This is a genomic window from Pseudomonas sp. E1MeOHC2, assembly GCF_058745025.1.
Map to the genome: position 1 here is coordinate 1,225,768 of NZ_CP196675.1, position 17,237 is coordinate 1,243,004.

Annotated in this window: 18 protein-coding genes; 12 read left to right on the forward strand and 6 right to left on the reverse strand. The window is 63.6% G+C overall.

Annotated features, from left to right (window positions below):
* Positions 1–10: 10 nt before the first annotated feature.
* Both ACSSU5_RS05380 and ACSSU5_RS05385 read right to left on the reverse strand, forming a co-directional pair.
* The gene (locus ACSSU5_RS05380) at positions 11–469 is read right to left on the reverse strand and encodes a protein YgfX (protein ID WP_492560757.1); all 459 of its coding nucleotides are present in this window, start codon (positions 467–469) and stop codon (positions 11–13) included.
* Positions 453–707 carry an FAD assembly factor SdhE gene (locus ACSSU5_RS05385; protein WP_027594141.1) on the reverse strand — a complete coding sequence of 85 codons (255 nt, stop codon included), beginning with the start codon at positions 705–707 and terminating at the stop codon, positions 453–455. The genes ACSSU5_RS05380 and ACSSU5_RS05385 overlap by 17 nt, the downstream gene beginning before the upstream one ends.
* A 134-nt stretch (positions 708–841) precedes the next feature.
* On the opposite strand from ACSSU5_RS05385, the gene ygfZ reads away from it, so the two are divergent.
* Both ygfZ and ACSSU5_RS05395 read left to right on the forward strand, forming a co-directional pair.
* Positions 842–1,783 carry a CAF17-like 4Fe-4S cluster assembly/insertion protein YgfZ gene (ygfZ, locus tag ACSSU5_RS05390; protein ID WP_492560758.1) on the forward strand — a complete coding sequence of 314 codons (942 nt, stop codon included), beginning with the start codon at positions 842–844 and terminating at the stop codon, positions 1,781–1,783.
* A 55-nt stretch (positions 1,784–1,838) separates the two neighbouring features.
* On the forward strand, positions 1,839–2,645 hold the full coding sequence (locus ACSSU5_RS05395) for an HDOD domain-containing protein (protein ID WP_264311817.1): 807 nt from the start codon (positions 1,839–1,841) through the stop codon (positions 2,643–2,645).
* 106 nt (positions 2,646–2,751) lie between these two features.
* On the opposite strand, the gene ACSSU5_RS05400 is transcribed toward ACSSU5_RS05395, so the two are convergent.
* Together ACSSU5_RS05400 and ACSSU5_RS05405 are read right to left on the reverse strand one after the other, a co-directional pair.
* Positions 2,752–4,131, reverse strand: a complete 1,380-nt coding sequence (locus tag ACSSU5_RS05400; RefSeq protein ID WP_264311816.1) for a sensor histidine kinase — start codon at positions 4,129–4,131, stop codon at positions 2,752–2,754.
* Positions 4,124–4,795, reverse strand: a complete 672-nt coding sequence (locus ACSSU5_RS05405) for a response regulator (RefSeq protein ID WP_264311815.1) — start codon at positions 4,793–4,795, stop codon at positions 4,124–4,126. The genes ACSSU5_RS05400 and ACSSU5_RS05405 overlap by 8 nt, the downstream gene beginning before the upstream one ends.
* 201 nt (positions 4,796–4,996) lie before the next feature.
* Between ACSSU5_RS05405 and ACSSU5_RS05410 the strand changes: the two genes are divergently transcribed.
* The 6 genes from ACSSU5_RS05410 to ACSSU5_RS05435 all read left to right on the forward strand — a co-directional run bounded on the left by ACSSU5_RS05410 (position 4,997) and on the right by ACSSU5_RS05435 (position 11,622).
* The gene (locus ACSSU5_RS05410; RefSeq protein WP_264311814.1) at positions 4,997–6,286 is read left to right on the forward strand and encodes an OprD family porin; all 1,290 of its coding nucleotides are present in this window, start codon (positions 4,997–4,999) and stop codon (positions 6,284–6,286) included.
* Positions 6,287–6,318: 32 nt separating this feature from the next.
* The gene (locus ACSSU5_RS05415; protein WP_264311813.1) at positions 6,319–7,299 is read left to right on the forward strand and encodes a Bug family tripartite tricarboxylate transporter substrate binding protein; all 981 of its coding nucleotides are present in this window, start codon (positions 6,319–6,321) and stop codon (positions 7,297–7,299) included.
* A 140-nt stretch (positions 7,300–7,439) separates the two neighbouring features.
* Positions 7,440–7,898, forward strand: a complete 459-nt coding sequence (locus ACSSU5_RS05420) for a tripartite tricarboxylate transporter TctB family protein (RefSeq protein WP_264311812.1) — start codon at positions 7,440–7,442, stop codon at positions 7,896–7,898.
* A 3-nt stretch (positions 7,899–7,901) separates the two neighbouring features.
* Positions 7,902–9,416 carry a tripartite tricarboxylate transporter permease gene (locus ACSSU5_RS05425; RefSeq protein ID WP_264311811.1) on the forward strand — a complete coding sequence of 505 codons (1,515 nt, stop codon included), beginning with the start codon at positions 7,902–7,904 and terminating at the stop codon, positions 9,414–9,416.
* Positions 9,409–10,440, forward strand: a complete 1,032-nt coding sequence (locus ACSSU5_RS05430; protein WP_264311810.1) for an AbrB family transcriptional regulator — start codon at positions 9,409–9,411, stop codon at positions 10,438–10,440. Before ACSSU5_RS05425 ends, ACSSU5_RS05430 begins: the two co-directional genes overlap by 8 nt.
* 246 nt (positions 10,441–10,686) lie before the next feature.
* Positions 10,687–11,622: an IS110 family transposase gene (locus tag ACSSU5_RS05435; RefSeq protein ID WP_264309399.1), complete on the forward strand. Its 936-nt coding sequence runs from the start codon at positions 10,687–10,689 to the stop codon at positions 11,620–11,622.
* A 183-nt stretch (positions 11,623–11,805) separates the two neighbouring features.
* On the opposite strand, the gene ung is transcribed toward ACSSU5_RS05435, so the two are convergent.
* Positions 11,806–12,498: a uracil-DNA glycosylase gene (gene ung, locus ACSSU5_RS05440; protein WP_264311809.1), complete on the reverse strand. Its 693-nt coding sequence runs from the start codon at positions 12,496–12,498 to the stop codon at positions 11,806–11,808.
* 127 nt (positions 12,499–12,625) lie between these two features.
* On the opposite strand from ung, the gene dspII reads away from it, so the two are divergent.
* The gene (gene dspII, locus ACSSU5_RS05445) at positions 12,626–13,732 is read left to right on the forward strand and encodes an enoyl-CoA hydratase/isomerase DspII (RefSeq protein ID WP_264311808.1); all 1,107 of its coding nucleotides are present in this window, start codon (positions 12,626–12,628) and stop codon (positions 13,730–13,732) included.
* A gap of 41 nt (positions 13,733–13,773) precedes the next feature.
* Here dspII and ACSSU5_RS05450 read toward each other — a convergent pair whose 3' ends face one another.
* Positions 13,774–14,214, reverse strand: coding sequence for a hypothetical protein (locus tag ACSSU5_RS05450; protein ID WP_264311807.1), 441 nt, complete (start codon positions 14,212–14,214; stop codon positions 13,774–13,776).
* A gap of 212 nt (positions 14,215–14,426) precedes the next feature.
* On the opposite strand from ACSSU5_RS05450, the gene ACSSU5_RS05455 reads away from it, so the two are divergent.
* The 3 genes from ACSSU5_RS05455 to ACSSU5_RS05465 are packed head-to-tail and all read left to right on the forward strand — an operon-like array spanning position 14,427 to position 16,857.
* A complete protein-coding gene (locus ACSSU5_RS05455) occupies positions 14,427–15,917 on the forward strand; it encodes a sensor domain-containing diguanylate cyclase (protein WP_264311806.1) in 1,491 nt (496 codons plus the stop codon).
* Positions 15,910–16,131, forward strand: coding sequence for a cysteine-rich CWC family protein (locus tag ACSSU5_RS05460; RefSeq protein ID WP_264311805.1), 222 nt, complete (start codon positions 15,910–15,912; stop codon positions 16,129–16,131). The genes ACSSU5_RS05455 and ACSSU5_RS05460 overlap by 8 nt, the downstream gene beginning before the upstream one ends.
* A 33-nt stretch (positions 16,132–16,164) precedes the next feature.
* Positions 16,165–16,857 (forward strand): pseudouridine synthase, encoded by a 693-nt coding sequence (locus tag ACSSU5_RS05465; protein WP_264311804.1) that lies wholly within the window; start codon positions 16,165–16,167, stop codon positions 16,855–16,857.
* Positions 16,858–17,237 lie beyond the last annotated feature (380 nt).

Here is a 17,237-nt window from a genome sequence, read left to right on the forward strand (position 1 = left end):
CTGTCCTGACCTATGTCCGAGATACCTCAACCCACCTACGCCGGCTGAACTTCAGCCTCACCCGTAACCGGCGGTGCTCATCAGCCCCAAGGGCATCCTTCGCCACACACTGCCCCTCCCCCAGCCAACGCCCTTCCCGCACAAAGCGCAGCACCACAATCCCTGGCAACGCGACCGTGTCGCGGCACAAACGCACCGGCTGCCAACCCTGGGCGCGGCTAAATACCCGCCAGCCAAGCAGGTCTCGGCGCAGCCCGGTAACGGCATGACGATGCGTAAGCAGAATACGGCGGGGAATAACCCAGCAGGCGTGGGCAAAAGACGCGGCAGTGGCCGCCACGGACAGCCACCAGGGCAGCGCGCTCACCCACACGGTGAACACCGCCAGCACCTGGCAACTCAGGTAAGCCGTCAGCAGCAGGCGCGAGCCTTGCCAACGGCTTTCGAAACACTCACTTGGGCTGGACACGGTCCAGGATGATGCGGACCATGCGCTGCAGCTCCGGGTCTTCGGACTCGGTGCGCTCCATGAACCAGCCGAACATGTCCTGATCCTCGCAGCTCAACAGGCGTACATAGAGTTCGCGGTCGGCTTCGTTGAGGGTGGCATAGACTTCCTGAGTGAAAGGCACCAGCAGTACGTCCAGTTCCAGCATGCCGCGACGGCTGTGCCAGAAAAGCCGGTTGAGTTCAGTTTGTTCGACCATGGGGCCCTCCTCGAATGGCCCGCCAGTATACAGCCAGGCGAGCCAAGCGGCACAGGGCGTTGGTCTAGTCACCTACCTATTTTGTTACTGGCGTTCTATGATGGCCGCCAGTCTTTAAGCCACCGCGATGACCCATGGCCGATTCCGCTTTCTTCAGCCCCTTGTCCCACGAGGGCATCCTCGCTGTCCGCGGCTCCGATGCAGGCAAATTCCTGCAGGGCCAGCTGACCTGCAACATCAACTACCTCAGCCAGGAACATGCCAGCCTCGGTGCCCGCTGCATGGTCAAAGGGCGCATGCAGTCGAGCTTCCGCATCTTGCCGGAAGGCAACGGCTACCTGCTGGCCATGGCCAGCGAGCTGCTCGATGCGCAGTTGGCCGACCTGAAGAAGTACGCCGTGTTTTCCAAGGCCACCCTCAGCGACGAGAGCGCTGCCTGGGCCCGCTTTGGCCTGCAGGACGGCGATGCGGCGCTGCAAGCGCTGGGTTTGACACCGCCCACCGAAGCAGGGGCCACCGTGCGCCACGAGGGCCTGATCGCCATTGCCGTGTCGGTGGGCCGGGTTGAACTGTGGGTACCCGCCGAGCAGGCCTCCACTGTGCGCTCCACGCTGGCCGCCACCTTGCCTGAAGGCCGCCTCAACGACTGGCTGCTGGGCCAGATTCGGGCAGGCATCGGCCAGGTCACGGGCACTACCCGCGAGCTGTTCATCCCGCAGATGATCAACCTGCAGGCCGTCGACGGCGTCAGTTTCAAGAAGGGCTGCTACACCGGCCAGGAGATCGTCGCCCGCATGCAGTACCTGGGCAAGCTCAAGCGCCGCCAGTACCGCCTAGCGCTCGATCAGCAGGATATCCCGGCGCCCGGTGCCGAGATTTTCTCGCCCACCCATGGCTCGTCGGTCGGTGAAGTAGTGATCGCAGCCAGTACCGGTACTGGCTGCGAATTGCTCGCGGTGCTTAGCGCCGATGCGGTAAACGATGACAACCTGCACCTGGGCAGCCTCGAAGGGCCACGCCTGCACGTGCTGAGCCTGCCCTACGAACTGGACCGCGACCGGGAAATCCAGCGCTGACCAGCCTGCCCCGTCCGCGTGACGGGGCCGCACCACCACTGCGGTAGAGAAGTCCATGAACAAGCTGGCCGAGATGGTTCAAGCACAGTTGCTCGATGCCATCGAAAAGGATGACCTGGTCCTGCCGACCCTCCCCGAGGTTGCCTTGAGCATCCGCGAGGCCGCTGAGGATAGCGAGATCAGCGTGTCGGCCCTGAGCAAGGTGATTGGTCGCGACGCGGCCCTCTCGGCGCGCCTGATCAAGGTGGTCAACAGCCCACTGCTGCGTGCCGCAGTAGAAGTTACCGACCTGCACACCGCGATCACCCGGCTGGGTATCAACTACAGCAGCAACCTGGCCATTGGCCTGGTGATCGAACAGATCTTCCATGCGCGTGCACCGGCCGTTGAACAGAAACTGCGTGATGTTTGGGCGAACAGCCTTGAAGTGGCAGGCATCAGCTATGAAATCTGCCGCCGTTATACTGACCTGAAACCGGACCAGGCCACCCTGGGTGGCCTGGTTAACCAGATCGGTGCGCTACCGGTGCTGATCTACGCCGAAGAACACAACGAGCTGCTTTCCGACCCGGTCTGCCTGCATTACGTGATCGAGCAGATCCAGCCGGCGCTGGGCGACAAGATCCTCAAGGCATGGGAGTTTCCCGAGCAACTGGTCAACCTGCCGAGCCAGGTTCAGGACCTTGACCGGCAGACCGACAAAGTCGACTACATCGACGTCGTGCAGATCGCCCGCTGCATCAGCCAGCGAGGGCGCAACCGGCCGCTGGCGGCACTGCCGGCGTATCGGCACCTGGGGCTGCCGTTCGGGACCGAACTGGAAGTGGAAGAGCTGCTGGAAGCGCGGAGCCTGTTGCGCTAGAAGCCGCGTAGCCTGTGCTGCCCCTTCGCGGGGCAAGCCCGCTCCCACAGGTACGGCACAGCTCTCAAGGCCTGTGTTCTACCTGTGGGCCGCGAAGGCGCTGGCATCAATCAGCGATGAAACTCACACGCACCCGCAAACCACCCTTCTCCCCATCGTGCAGGCTGATCTGCGCCAGGTGTGCACGGCAGATCTCGCCGACAATGGCCAGCCCCAGCCCACTGCCTTGGGCACTGCGGCGGTAGAAGCGCTCGAACACCCGCTCACGCTCATCTTCGGGGATCCCGGGGCCATCGTCCTCGACCTCCAGCACCGCCGGGGCCAACACCCGCAGAATCACGTTGCCACCGGCCGGGGTATGCGCCAGGGCGTTATCCACCAGGTTGCTCAGCAGTTCGTTGAGCAAGGTCGGCTCACCTTTGAGCCACACCGGCGCCTCGGCCTCCAGCGCCAGCGCCACCCCACGCTTGTGGGCCAGGGGCGCCATGGCCATGCCCAGTTCGCGGGCCAGCTGGCTGAGGTCCAGGCGCTGCGCGCCACCCTCGGCGATTGCCCTGGCGCCGTTCTCGACCCGCGCCAAGGACAGCAACTGGTTGGCCAGGTGCGTCAGGCGGTCGGTGCCTTGGGCTGCGGACTCAAGGGTCTGGCGCCACTCCTCGGGCGCTGACGAGCGCAGGCCCAACTCGACTCGCGCCTTCAGCGCTGCCAGGGGGGTGCGCAGTTCGTGGGCAGCGTCGGCGATGAACTGCGCCTGGCGTTCGAACTGGCCGCGCAGGCGCTCGGTGAAGTGGTTCAGGGCACGCACCAGCGGGCCCAGTTCGCGCTGCACCTGCACCACCGGCAAGGCCCGCAGATCGTCGGGCTGACGCTCTTCCACGGCCGTGCGCAGGCGCTCCAGCGGGCGTAGCGCCGCACTGACGGCAAACCACACCATCACCAGAGCGCCCAGCGCCAGCATCCCCAGGCGCAGCAGGGTGTCGGCCATCAGCCCACGCGCCATGCGCACCCTGGCTTCCTCGGTCTCGGCCACGCGGATCTCCGCCATGCCGTTCATGTTTGGCTCACTGACCGGTTTGAGCAGGCTTACCACCCGCACGTCCTGGCCCAGATACGTCGCGTTGTAGAACCGCGCCAGTGCCGGGTAGTCATCGGTGCGTGGCGTGCCGGGCGGCGGCGGTGGCAGGTTCTCGTAGCCGGAAATCAACCGCTGCTTGATGTCCAGCACCTGGTAGTAGATGCGCCCGGCGCTGTCGTAGGCGAAGGTATCCAGGGCTACGTAGGGCACGTCCGCGCTCAACGAGCCATCGCGCTGGGACAGGCCTGCGGCAATGGTCCGTGCCGAGGCCAGCAGGGTTCGGTCGTACGCCGTGTCGGCCGCTTCACGGCCGTTCCAGTAGGCGCTCAGGCCGCTGGCTAGCATCAGCACCACCAACAGCAATGCCAGGTTGCCCAGCAGCCGCCCGCGCAGGCTGCCGTTGTCACGCATCGCGATGCTCAAGCAGATAGCCCAGGCCACGGAAGGTGACGATGGCCACCGCATGGCCGTCGAGCTTCTTGCGCAGGCGATGAATGTAGATTTCGATGGCGTCGGGGCTCGCCTCCTCGTCCAGGCCAAACACCTGGGCGGCCAGTTGCTCTTTGCTCATCACCCGGCCTGGGCGGGCGATCAGTGCTTCGAGCACGCTCTGTTCGCGCGAGGTCAGGGTAAGGTTGTCCTCGCCCAGGCTGAAGCGCCGAGTGTCCAGGTCGTATACCAGCGGCCCACAGCGCTGCTGGCGCTCGCCACCCAACACGCTACGCCGCAGCAGGGCCTTGACCCGCGCTTCGAGCTCGGTCAGTTCGAACGGCTTGGCCAGGTAGTCGTCAGCCCCCAGGTTCAGCCCGTGGACCCGGTCCTTGACGTCACTGCGCGCCGTCAGCATCAGCACCGGCAGGGTCTTGCCACGGCCGCGCAAACGCGCCAGCACCTCGAAGCCGTCCATGCGCGGCAAGCCGACATCGAGCACGGCAACGGCGTATTCCTCACTGGCCAGGGCCAGGTCGGCGGCCACGCCGTCATGCAGTACATCCACGGTCAGGCCGTGGCTTTTCAAGGCCTGGGCCACGCTTTCGGCCAGTTGCAGGTGGTCTTCGACCAGCAGCACACGCATCGGATTCTCCCTGCTCGGGTGGGGGCGGTGGCGCGGAGTGTACCGCTGTAGACCCGCCTGTGAAGCCCCTTGTGACAAACCTTTCTCGCTGAAAGGTTAGCGAAAGGTTCGTTACCTAGCATCGCACCACGGTCGCCCCGCGCGCCGAAAAAAAGCACCAGCAAGGTGCGACGAATAAGAACAATAAACGGAGTCATCTCGATGCTGTCATCGCAGCCGCAGGCGTACGCGCCTACCCGTTCCTTTGCCGCACGCCCTTCTGCCATCGCCAGCGCCCTTGCGCTTGCCGGTGTCGCGCCCATGAGCCAGGCCGCCTTCTTCGAAGACAGCACGGCGACCTTCGAAACCCGCAACATGTACTTCAACCGCGACTTTCGCGACGGCACCAGCGCGCAGCAATCCAAGCGCGACGAATGGGCCCAGGGTTTCATGCTCAACTTCGAGTCCGGCTACACCGACGGCACCGTAGGCTTTGGCCTGGATGCGCTGGGCATGCTCGGTATCAAGCTCGACTCCAGCCCCGACCGCACCGACACCGGCCTGCTGCCGACCCATGACGACGGCAAGGCCGCCGACGAGTATTCCAAGCTCGGCCTGACCGGTAAGGTCAAAGTGTCCAAGACCGAACTCAAGGTCGGCACGCTGATCCCGGAACTGCCGACCCTGCAGCCCAACGACGGGCGCATCCTGCCGCAAACCTTCGAGGGCGGCCTGCTCACCTCGAAAGAGATCAAGGGCCTGACCTTCACCGGCGGTCGCCTGGACAAGGCCAAGGACCGCAACGACACCAACTGGGAAGACCTGGCCCTCAACAACAAGAACGGCCGCTTCGGCGGCTCGTTCAGCGCCGACAACCTCGACCTCGGCGGGCTGGACTACCAGTTCACCGACCGCATCACTGGCAGCTACCACTTCGCCCAGCTCGACGACATCTATCGCCAGCACTTCCTGGGCATGGTCGCCACTCAGCCGTGGGGCCCGGGCACCTTCGGCGCTGACCTGCGCCTGGCCGTGAGTGACGATGCCGGCGCCGCCAAGGCCGGCAACATCGACAACACCACCGTCAACGGCATGCTCAGCTACGCCCTGGGTGGGCACAAGGTCAGCGCTGCCTACCAGCACCTGTCCGGCGACAGCGCCTTCCCCTACATCGATGGCGCCGACCCGTACCTGGTCAACTTCGTGCAAATCAACGACTTCGCCGGTGCCGACGAGCACTCCTGGCAAATGCGCTACGACTACAACTTCGCAGCCCTGGGCATCCCCGGCCTGACCTTCATGACCCGTTACATCAGCGGCGACAACGTCAGCCGCGCCGATGGCAGCGAGGGCAAGGAGTGGGAACGCAACACCGAGTTCAAGTACGTGGTACAAAGCGGCCCGTTGAAAAACGTCGCCGTGCGCTTGCGCAACGCCACCTTCCGCTCGAATTTTGCCCGCGACGCCGACGAAGTGCGGCTGCTGGTGAGCTACAGCGTGGCCCTGTGGTAACCCAATAACAACAATGCTCACGGAGATTGACGATGACCTTTTCACTGCGCCGCCTCGTCCTCGCTACCGGCTGCCTGCTGCTGGCCGGCAACGCCCTCGCTGGCGAACCGAAACGCCCCGAATGCATCGCCCCCGCCTCGCCTGGCGGTGGCTTCGACCTGACCTGCAAACTGGTGCAAAGCGCCCTGGTGCAGGAGAAGATCCTCAGCAAGCCCATGCGTGTCACCTACATGCCCGGCGGCGTTGGCGCTGTGGCCTACAACGCCGTGGTGGCCCAGCGCCCAGGTGATGCCGGCACCTTGGTGGCCTGGTCCAGCGGCTCGCTGCTGAACCTGGCCCAGGGCAAGTTCGGCCGCTTCGACGAGAACGCGGTGAAATGGCTGGCCGCCGTCGGCACCAGCTACGGGGCCATCGCCGTGAAAAGCGATTCGCCCTACAAGACCCTCGACGACCTGGTCGCCGCGCTGAAAAAGGACCCGAGCAAGGTCGTGATCGGCTCCGGTGGCACTGTCGGCAGCCAGGACTGGATGCAGACCGCGCTGATCGCCAAGGCCGCCGGCATCAACCCGCGTGACCTGCGTTACGTGGCGCTGGAAGGCGGCGGCGAAATTGCCACCGCACTGCTGGGTGGGCACATCCAGGTCGGCTCCACCGACATCTCCGACTCCATGCCGCACATCCAGAGCGGCAACATGCGCATCCTCGCGGTGTTCTCCGAAAACCGCCTGGACGAGCCAGAAATGAAAGACATCCCCACTGCCAAGGAGCAGGGCTACGACATCGTCTGGCCAGTGGTACGCGGCTTCTACCTGGGGCCGAAGGTGAGCGACGAAGACTACGCCTGGTGGAAGGCTTCGTTCGACAAGATGCTGGCTTCCGAAGACTTCGCCAAGCTGCGTGACCAGCGCGAGCTGTTCCCGTTCGCCATGACCGGCGAGGAGCTGGACGGCTATGTGAAGAAGCAGGTGGCTGACTACAAGGCACTGGCCAGGGAATTCGGCCTGATTCAGTAAGCCGCCAACGACCTGTCACCGATCCCTGTGGGAGCGGGCTTGTCCCGCGAATCCAGCACCGCGATCCATGGCACCGGCTTTGCCGGTGTTCGCGGGGCAAGCCCGCTCCCACAGAGTCCGCGTCCAACGAGGATTTCAAAATGATCCTGCAACGTATTTTCGCCCTGGCTCTGCTGGCGGTGTGCGCCGCCCTGGCCGTGATGGCCTGGCCGTACCAGGCTGCGTTTTCCTACGAACCGGTCGGCCCCCGCGCCTACCCGCTACTGATGCTCGGCCTGATGGGCCTGGGCCTGCTTTACCTGGCCATCCGCCCTACGCCGATCGTGCGCAAGGACGACGAGCCGGAACTGGACCGCGAAACCCTGACCAAGATCGCCATCTGTGTCGGCCTGCTGATCGTCTTTGCGGCCACCTTCGAACCCCTGGGTTTCATCCTCAGCGCCATCCTGGTCGGCCTGCCCATGGCCCGGCTGTACGGAGGCCGCTGGCTGCACAGCGCCATCGTGGTGGTCGGCATGAGCCTGCTGCTCTACTGGCTGTTCGACCGCGTGATGGACGTGCCCCTGCCCCTTGGCCTGCTGAGCGTACTGGAGAACTGACACATGGATACCTTGAGCTACCTGGGCCAGGGCTTCGGCGTCGCCCTGACCCCGTACAACCTGGTCACCGCCCTCAGTGGCACCCTGATCGGCACCGTGGTCGGCCTGCTGCCGGGCCTGGGCCCAATCAACGGCGTGGCCCTGCTGATCCCCATCGCCTTTGCCCTGGGCTTGCCGCCTGAGTCGGCGCTGATCCTGCTGGCGGCGGTGTACCTGGGCTGCGAATACGGCGGGCGCATCAGTTCGATCCTGCTGAACATCCCGGGCGAAGCCTCGACCGTGATGACCACCCTCGACGGCTACCCGATGGCCCGCCAGGGCCTGGCAGGCGTGGCCCTGTCGCTGTCTGCCTGGAGTTCGTTCATCGGTGCCTTCATCGCCACCTGCGGCATGGTGCTGTTCGCGCCGTTGCTGGCGAAATGGGCGATCGCCTTCGGCCCGGCGGAATACTTCGTGCTGATGGTGTTCGCCATCGTCGCCCTGGGTGGCATGGCTGGCGACAAGCCGTTGAAGACCTTCATTGCTGCGTTGATCGGGTTGTTCCTGTCGGCGGTCGGCATCGACGCCAACAGCGGCGTGTACCGCTTCACCGGTGACAGCGTGCACCTGGCCGACGGCATTCAGTTCGTGGTCCTGGTGCTGGGGCTGTTCTCGATCAGCGAGATCCTGCTACTGCTGGAAAAGACCCACCACGGCCACCAGGCGGTCAAGGCCACCGGGCGCATGCTGTTCAACTTCAAGGAGGCGGCTTCGGTGTTCGTGGTCAACATCCGTTGCGGCCTGCTGGGCTTCATCATGGGTGTGCTGCCCGGCGCGGGAGCGACCCTGGCCAGTGCCGTGGCCTACATGACCGAGAAGCGCATCGCCGGTGAAAGCGGCAAGTTCGGCAAGGGCGATGCCCGCGGCCTGGCGGCTCCGGAAACGGCCATCGGCGCATCCTGCTGTGGCGCCCTGGTGCCGATGCTGACCCTCGGTGTACCGGGTTCTGGCACCACTGCGGTCATGATCGGCGCACTGACCCTGTACAACATCACCCCCGGCCCGATGCTGTTCGAACAGCAACCCGACATCGTCTGGGGCCTGATCGCCTCGTTGTTCATCGCCAACATCATGCTGGTGATCCTCAACATCCCGATGATCCGCATCTTCACCCGCATCCTCGCCGTGCCGAACTGGGCACTGGTGCCGGTGATCGCGATCATCACCGGGATCGGCGTGTATGCCGTGCACGCCACCACCTTCGACCTGTTCCTGATGGTCGGTATCGGCATCATGGGCTACATCCTGCGCAAGCTGGACTTCCCACTGTCGCCGATCCTGCTCGGGTTCATCCTCGGCGGGCTGATGGAGCAGAACCTGCGCCGCGCGCTGTCGATCTCCAACGGCGAGCTGGGCATTCTCTGGTCGAGCCCGATCAGCATGGGTGTGTGGGCTCTGGTGGTGTGCATGCTGTGCCTGCCGTTGCTGCGTATCTTGCGCAAGCGCAGCCTGCAGCGTCGGGCCATGGCTGATGCCTGATCGGTCGTTGCCCCTGTATTGGGCGACCGGGCTGGTCGGCCTTGCTGGCGGGTACCTCGCCAGCCGGGTCGGCTGGCCATTGCCGTGGATGGTCGGCTCGTTGCTGGCGATCATCCTGGTGCGCTGCCTGACCCCCTGGCAGCTTTCGGAAATACCCAACGGCCGAAAATGCGGGCAATTCATCATTGGCCTGGGCATCGGCCTGCACTTCACGCCCGCCGTGATCGAACAGGTGGGCAGCCATTTCCTGCTGATCTTTTTCGCCGCACTGTTCACCACTGTTTCCAGCGGGGTCGGTGTGTGGCTGCTGCGACGCACCGGCGAAGACCGCGCCACAGCGTTTTTCGCCAGCATGCCGGGCGGCTCGGGTGAGATGGTCAACCTGGGCGCGCGCAATGGCGCGGTGCTCAGCCAAGTGGCGGCCGCGCAGAGCCTGCGCGTGCTGGCGGTGGTGCTGTGCGTGCCGGCGCTGTTCAAGTTGCTGATGGGCGACGGGGTGTCACTGAACCACGCAGGCAGCGTCAGTTGGGGGTGGCTGGCCGTGATCGCACCGTTGGCGGTTGCCGTTGCGCTGCTCTGGCAACGCTTGCGCCAGCCCAACCCGTGGCTGTTCGGCCCCTTGCTGGTAGCGGCCACGGTGAGCCTTGCCGGTAACCTGCAAATCGCCCTGCCCAATGGCGCCAGCCAGGTCGGCCAGTGGTTGATCGGCAGCGGATTGGCGTGTCACTTCAACCGTGCGTTTTTCCGCCGGGCGCCATCCTTCCTGGGGCGCACGCTGGTGGCCACGGGCCTGTGCATGGTGATCGCTGCCAGCGCAGCCTGGGCACTGAGCGTGATGACCGCACTGGACTTGCGCTCGCTGACGCTGGGGATGATGCCGGGCGGGATTGCAGAGATGAGCCTGACGGCCGAAACCCTGCAATTGTCGGTGCCGCTGGTGACGGCGTTGCAGGTGATGCGCTTACTGTTCGTGCTGTTTCTGGCAGAGCCTTTGTTCCGGTTGTGGAACGCTGGGCAGGGCTGAAAAACGCGTCGCCTGCTTCGCGGGTGAACCCGCTTGTGTCTTGGAGAGGGAATAGAATCTGAAGTGAGAGCGGTGAATGGCAAGCTGATAGCCCGAGGTGCCCAGAGCACGTGTGGGAGCAAAAGCTGCCATTCACCGTTCCACTTTGGCGAGAGCCCGAACAGTTGGATGAGGGGCGTAATCTCGAATCACAAGCGTGGGCCAAGCCAAAGCGCTCTCACTCCTTGAGTTTAAGAGGGTTTGGCCATGTCTTCCTCTGTCGGCATCGATGTTTCCAGTGCCACACTTGCTGTTCACATCCGCCCTGAGGGGGTGAACTTCAGTGTTTCCAATGACTTGAAGGGATTCCAACTGCTCGTCGAAAAGCTTGGCGGGTATGCAGTTTCAATGGTCTTGCTCGAAGCTACCGGTGGCTACGAGTGCAATGTCCTCAAAGCGCTGCAGGATGCCGATTTTCCGGTTTGCCGGATCAATCCCAGTCGTGCCCGGGACTTTGCCAAGTCGATGGGTAAACGCGCCAAGACCGATCCCATTGACGCAGCGGTTTTGGCTCACCTGGCTGAAGTTATGCCCCCACGGCCTTGCCAGGTGATGACACCCGAGCGGGCCTTGCTGCGCGAACTGCTTATGCAGCGGGATCGCTTCGTCCAACAGCGCGACGATGACAAGCGGCGCCTGAAGCAGGCGCGGGCTCCCAGTGTTTGTTTGCGGTTGGAACAACACATCGCCTATCTGAAGGGTGAAATTCGAGCGCTGGAACAAGAGATCGCACAGCAGGCAGCAGCTTTGCCTGATGACCGGGTTAAACAGCTCACTCAAGTCAAAGGAATTGGTCTGATTACTGCCGGAAAGCTGATGGCCTTGCTGCCAGAGCTGGGCCAGGTGGATAAGAAGGAAATTGCCGCCTTGGTCGGTGTTGCGCCGTTCAACCAGGACAGCGGCAAGCAGTCGGGCAAGCGTTCAATCTGGGGGGGGCGCTCACAAGTCAGGCGGGCGCTCTATATGGCCTGCTGGGTGGTGATACGGCACAACAAGGACTTCTGCGAGCGCTACAAAGCACTGCGAGCCCAAGGGAAGTGCGCGAAAGTATCGGTGGTGGCGTGTATGCGAGTATTGATAGTGAGGCTAAATGCGATGCTCAAGACCGGAACGCCCTGGAAGGAGCAAATAGCTCATTCGTAGGAGCAAGCCTTGCTGGCGATGCCCGGCACAGCCGGGCCTGGGGCGCTACGCGCCCCATCGCCGGCAAGGCCAGCTTCCACAAGAAGACAGTTGCTCCCACCGTACTCCACTAATCTCAAGGGCAGTGGAATACCGGTGGGAGCGGGCTTGCCCGCGAAGCAGGCGACACGGTGTTTCATGCCATCAAAGCGGTGGCAACACCCAGTTGATCGGTGCCAACCCACGCTGTTCGAGGAAGCTATTGGCCCGGCTGAAATGCCCGCAGCCAAGAAACCCGCGATAAGCCGACAAGGGCGACGGATGCACCGACTTGAGCACCAGGTGCTTGGTGCCATCGATCAGCTTCTGCTTGCCCTGGGCATGCGCCCCCCACAACAGGAACACCACGTTCGGGCACTGCTCGCTGACCACCTGGATGACGCGGTCGGTAAAGAACTCCCACCCCTTCTTGGCATGCGACGCGGCATTGGCACGTTCCACGGTCATGGTCGTGTTCAGCAACAGCACGCCCTGCTCGGCCCAACTCTGCAAGTAGCCGTGGTTGGCAATCGGGATGTTCAGGTCGCGCTGCAGCTCTTTGTAAATATTCACCAGCGACGGCGGCGTGGCGATGCCCGGCTGTACCGAAAAGCACAGGCCGTGGGCCTGGCCTGGGCCGTGATAGGGGTCCTGGCCGAGGATCACCACCTTGACCTGCTGCAGCGGCGTCGAATTGAGCGCATTGAAAATCAGTGGGCCGGGCGGATAGATCTCTTTGCCGGCCGCGTGCTCCTGGCGCAGAAACTCGCGCAGCTGATGCATGTAGGGCTGGTCGAACTCGTCGCGCAATGCGGCTTTCCAGCTGGGTTCGAGTTTGATGCGATCGTCGTCAGTCATGGGGCCATCCGTAAACAATGGCGCGACACTAGGTAAGCCACTCCCGCTTGTCAAACGATCCGACCGACGACCGGCATGATCGCCCAGGCAGGCCATACTTTGTGCGATGACCTGCGAGAGGTAGTCCATGTCTATTCATTGCGAGGTACTCACCGGTGCCGATGGCGCCCACATCGGCATTGCCACCCTGGATGCGCCCAAGGCACTCAATGCGCTGAACCTGCGGATGATCGAAGTGCTCGCCGAGCAACTGCATGCCTGGGCCCGTGACCCCGAAATCGTCTGCGTGCTGCTGCGCGGCAATGGCGTCAAGGCGTTCTGCGCCGGGGGCGATGTGCGCGCCCTGGCCCAGGCCTGCCAGGCACACCCCGGCAGCGTGCCGTGGCTGGCCACCGCCTTCTTCGCCGCCGAGTACCGCCTCGACTTCGCCCTGCATACCTACCCCAAGCCCCTGCTGTGCTGGGGGCATGGGCATGTACTCGGCGGGGGTATGGGGCTGCTTCAAGGCGCGAACGTACGCATCGTCACCCCCAGCAGCCAACTGGCCATGCCCGAGATCAGCATCGGCTTGTACCCGGACGTTGGCGCCAGCTGGTTCCTTGCCCGCCTGCCAGGCAAGCTCGGGTTGTTCCTGGGGCTGACGGGCGCGTCGATCAACGCCCACGACGCTTTGGACTTAGGCTTGGCCGATCGCTTCCTGGGCGAACGCCAACAGGACGCGTTGATCGACGAACTGCTGCAAATGAACTGGCAGGAACAAACTGCGGCGCAGCTGAACAGTCTGTTCAAGGCCGAACAGCACCGCGCCTGCGCCGAACTGCCCGAAGCCCAGTGGCTGCCCCGCCGGCAGGAAATCGATCAATTGCTCGACGTTGCCGACCCTGCCGCAGCCTGGCGTGCACTGGAAGGGCTGAAATACCATGATGACCCAGTGCTGGCCGACGCGGGCAGGCGGCTGCACGAGGGTTGCCCGCTGACTGCGCACCTGGTTTGGGAGCAGATTCGTCGTGCGCGGCATTTGTCGCTGGCGCAGGTATTCCAGATGGAATACAGCATGAGCCTGAACTGTTGTCGCCACCCGGAGTTCAGCGAAGGGGTGCGCGCACGCCTGCTGGACAAAGACAATCAGCCGCGCTGGCACTGGCCGGATGTGGCGCAGGTACCGGCGGCGGTGGTCGAGGCGCATTTTGCCAAGGTCTGGGAAGGGCGGCACCCGTTGGCGGATCTGGGCTGAGCACAAACAGAAAGGGCCGCTGAGCGGCCCCTTTTGTCACTTCACCGCTGCCAGTTGCGGCCCTGCCCCCGGCCGCCGTCCGGCCTGCGGTCACGATCCCCGTGCCCATTGGAATGCCAACGGTCGTTCTGATACCGCTGGCTGCCATTGCGATAGTCGTGGCGATCACGGTCGCGCCCGTAGTCATAACGCTGGCGATTGCCATAGTCATAGCGCGGGTTGCCGTGCCACTGGTTCATCCCAGGCTGCGGGTGGGACCGGTATTGCGGCACTGGCGCCGGGCGGTAATAGCGAGGCGCTGGCTGGTAGTAGTAGCGCGGTTGTGGCGCTACATAGTAGCGGTCATAGCGGTAGTACCCCGGCGATACATAGCGGTCGGTGGAGTAGTAATCCGAACGGTAGTAGCCCCCGCCACCGTAGTAAGGGGCACAGGCAGACGTCATCAGACCCAGCAGGGCGATCAACAGAATTCGATAGGACATGGCGGCCTCCTGGACCGCTGGAGTGCCCGAACAGCGGCGCTGGCGAGCATCGATGCAAAACGCGTTCATCGACACTGAATAAGACCGTCATACCTGGGTGCAGTGCCATTTTTGCAATAATTTGAAACATGTGTGATAACCCTGAAAAACTTGCAGTCAATTGCCGGTCATCTCACTAGAATGAGCGCCTCGGCACACATCACGGGAAGATCATGCCTGCACGTTCCGCTCTGTTTTCCCAGCGCTCGCTGATCATTACCTTGCTGATGTTGCTGGCCAGCGGCTTTCTCGCCACCTCCCTGCTCAGCTATTTCGCCTCACGCAGTGCCATCCGTGATGGCATCGTCAATACCGAACTGCCACTGACCTCCGACACGGTCTATTCGGAAATCCAGAAAGACCTGATCCGCCCTGTGCTGATCGCCTCGATGATGGCCCAGGACACCTTTCTGCGGGACTGGGTGCTGTCAGGTGAGCAGGATAACCAGCGCATCACCCGCTACCTCGGCGAGATCATGGGCAAGCAGGACACCTTCACCTCGTTTTTCGTCTCCGACCGCAGCCTCACCTACTACCAGGCCAAGGGCGTGCTCAAACAGATCCAGCCAGGCGCCTGGCGCGATGCCTGGTATTTCCGCCTGCGCGACCTCAAGGCCCCCTACGAGATCAATGTCGACCTGGACATGGCCAACCAGGACAGCCTGACGGTGTTCATCAACTACCAGGTGCTGGATTACCAACACCGCTTCATCGGCGCCGCCGGGGTGGGGTTGAGCGTGTCGTCGGTGGTCAAGCTGATCGATGAATACCAGCGGCGCTACCAACGCTCGGTGCTGTTCACCGACGCCAAGGGCAGGGTCCTGCTGACCGGCGCCGAGGGTGGCCCCCACGGCCTGCGCGTCGGCCAGCCGCTAAGCGACAACCCCGAACTGAGCGACCTGCTTGCCCAGCAACCCGTACCTGGCGAGGGCAGCCACGAATACCGCGACAGCGACAACCACAGCCACTTTCTCAATGTGCGCCACCTGCCAGAGCTGGACTGGTACCTGCTGGTGGACAAGCGCGAAACCGGTACCTTGGACCGCATCCGCCACTCCCTGTACCTGAACCTGGCGATCTGCACGATGATCACCCTGGTGGTGCTGTCACTGGTGCATGCGATGGTCAAGCGCCACCAGGCCAGCACCGAGGCCCTGGCCACCCTCGACAGCCTCACCGGCCTGCCCAACCGCCGCAGCTTCGACCTGCTGGCCGCCCAGGCCTTGCATGAAGCCCAGCGCGACAGCGGCCCGCTGGTGGCCCTGCTGATCGACCTTGACCACTTCAAGGCACTCAACGATACCCATGGCCACCTGGCAGGTGACGAGGTGCTGCGCCAGTTCGCCAATGTGCTGCAGGGCAGCCTGCGCCAGTCGGATATACTGTGCCGGTGGGGCGGTGAGGAGTTCATCGTGCTGCTGCGTGAGGCAGAAGGCCGGCCAGCCATCGATGTGGCGGAGAAAATCCGCCGCCGCACCGAACAACTGACCTTCAGTTACGACGACCAACCGTTGCGCCTGACCACCAGCATCGGCCTGAGCAGCCTGCAACCGGGTGATACCCTGCATGCCCTGCTGACCCGCGCCGACCGTGCGCTCTATCGGGCCAAGCAGGCCGGCCGCAACCGCGTCTGCACTGAAGCCCCTGGACCCGACCATGAATGACAGCCAGCACTGCCCCGCCTGCGGCGCCCTCAACCAGTGCAGCCTGGCCGACCCTCGCAGCGCCACGCAGGCCTGTTGGTGCTACAGCGTGACCATCGACCCCGCAGTGCTTAAGGCCCTGCCCGCCGAGCTGCGTGACAAAGCCTGCCTGTGCCCACGCTGCGCCGCAGTCGAAGCACAACTGCAGGCAGCGCCGCCCGGTGCAAAGCGTTAGACTGCGCGGCCTTTTACTTCAGCCCTGTTCGCCATGCGCCTCGACCGTTTTCTTGCCAACCTGCCCTGCTACAACCGTCAGCATGTTCGCCTGCTGCTGGTGCAGCGCCGCGTGCGGGTCGATGGCGAAGTGGCGGCCGACCCGTTGACGGAAGTACGTGAGTTCAGCCGCGTCGAAGTGGATGAGCAACTGCTGCAGGCAGGGCGCCCAGCACGCTACCTGATGCTCAACAAACCGACCGGATGCGTCAGCGCCACGCAGGACCCCCAGCACCGCACGGTGCTTGAGCTACTGCCCGCCGAGCTGCGCGACGACCTGCACATTGCCGGGCGCCTGGACTTCAACACCACCGGCCTGCTGATCCTGACCAACGATGGCCAATGGTCACGTCGCCTGACCCAGCCAACCACCAAACTGCCCAAGCATTACCTGGTCGAGACCGAGGACGAGATTGGCGAGCACTATGCAGCCACGTTTCACGAAGGCCTGTATTTCGCCTTCGAAAACCTCACCACCCTGCCCGCCCAACTCGACATCCTAGGCCCACGCCAGGCGCGGCTGGCGATCGTCGAAGGGCGGTACCACCAGGTCAAACGCATGTTCGGCCATTTCAACAACAAGGTGGTGGGGTTGCACCGCGAGAGCATGGGCACGATTTGCCTGGATCCGGCGTTGGCGCCGGGGGCATTCAGGGCGTTGACGGCCGAGGAAATCGCTTCGGTCTAGCTTGCCTGTACCGGCCTCTTCGCGGGCAAGCCCGCTCCCACAGGTACTGCACAAGCTTCCAAAGCTGTGGAGATCCTGTGGGAGCGGGCTCGCCCGCGAAGAGGCCAGAAAAGACAACACTGGCCGTGTCACACGACCGCCCAGCGGTCCAAGTCACATTTTCCCCCGAACGGCACTTGCGGGATCCGCAAGCCACTGCTTGAATCCAAATCGTCAGTCTGCATGTGACTCACGAGTCACGCCCGCAGTCGAAGACACCTTTTTGCCGGCTACCCAAGGCCTAGATGCCTTGGGGCACGGTAAATTGCCCGCCAAAAACAATACCGTCGACACGTGTGCCAAGGATCGACACTGGGCCCCCGGTTACTCTTCAAGGCAAA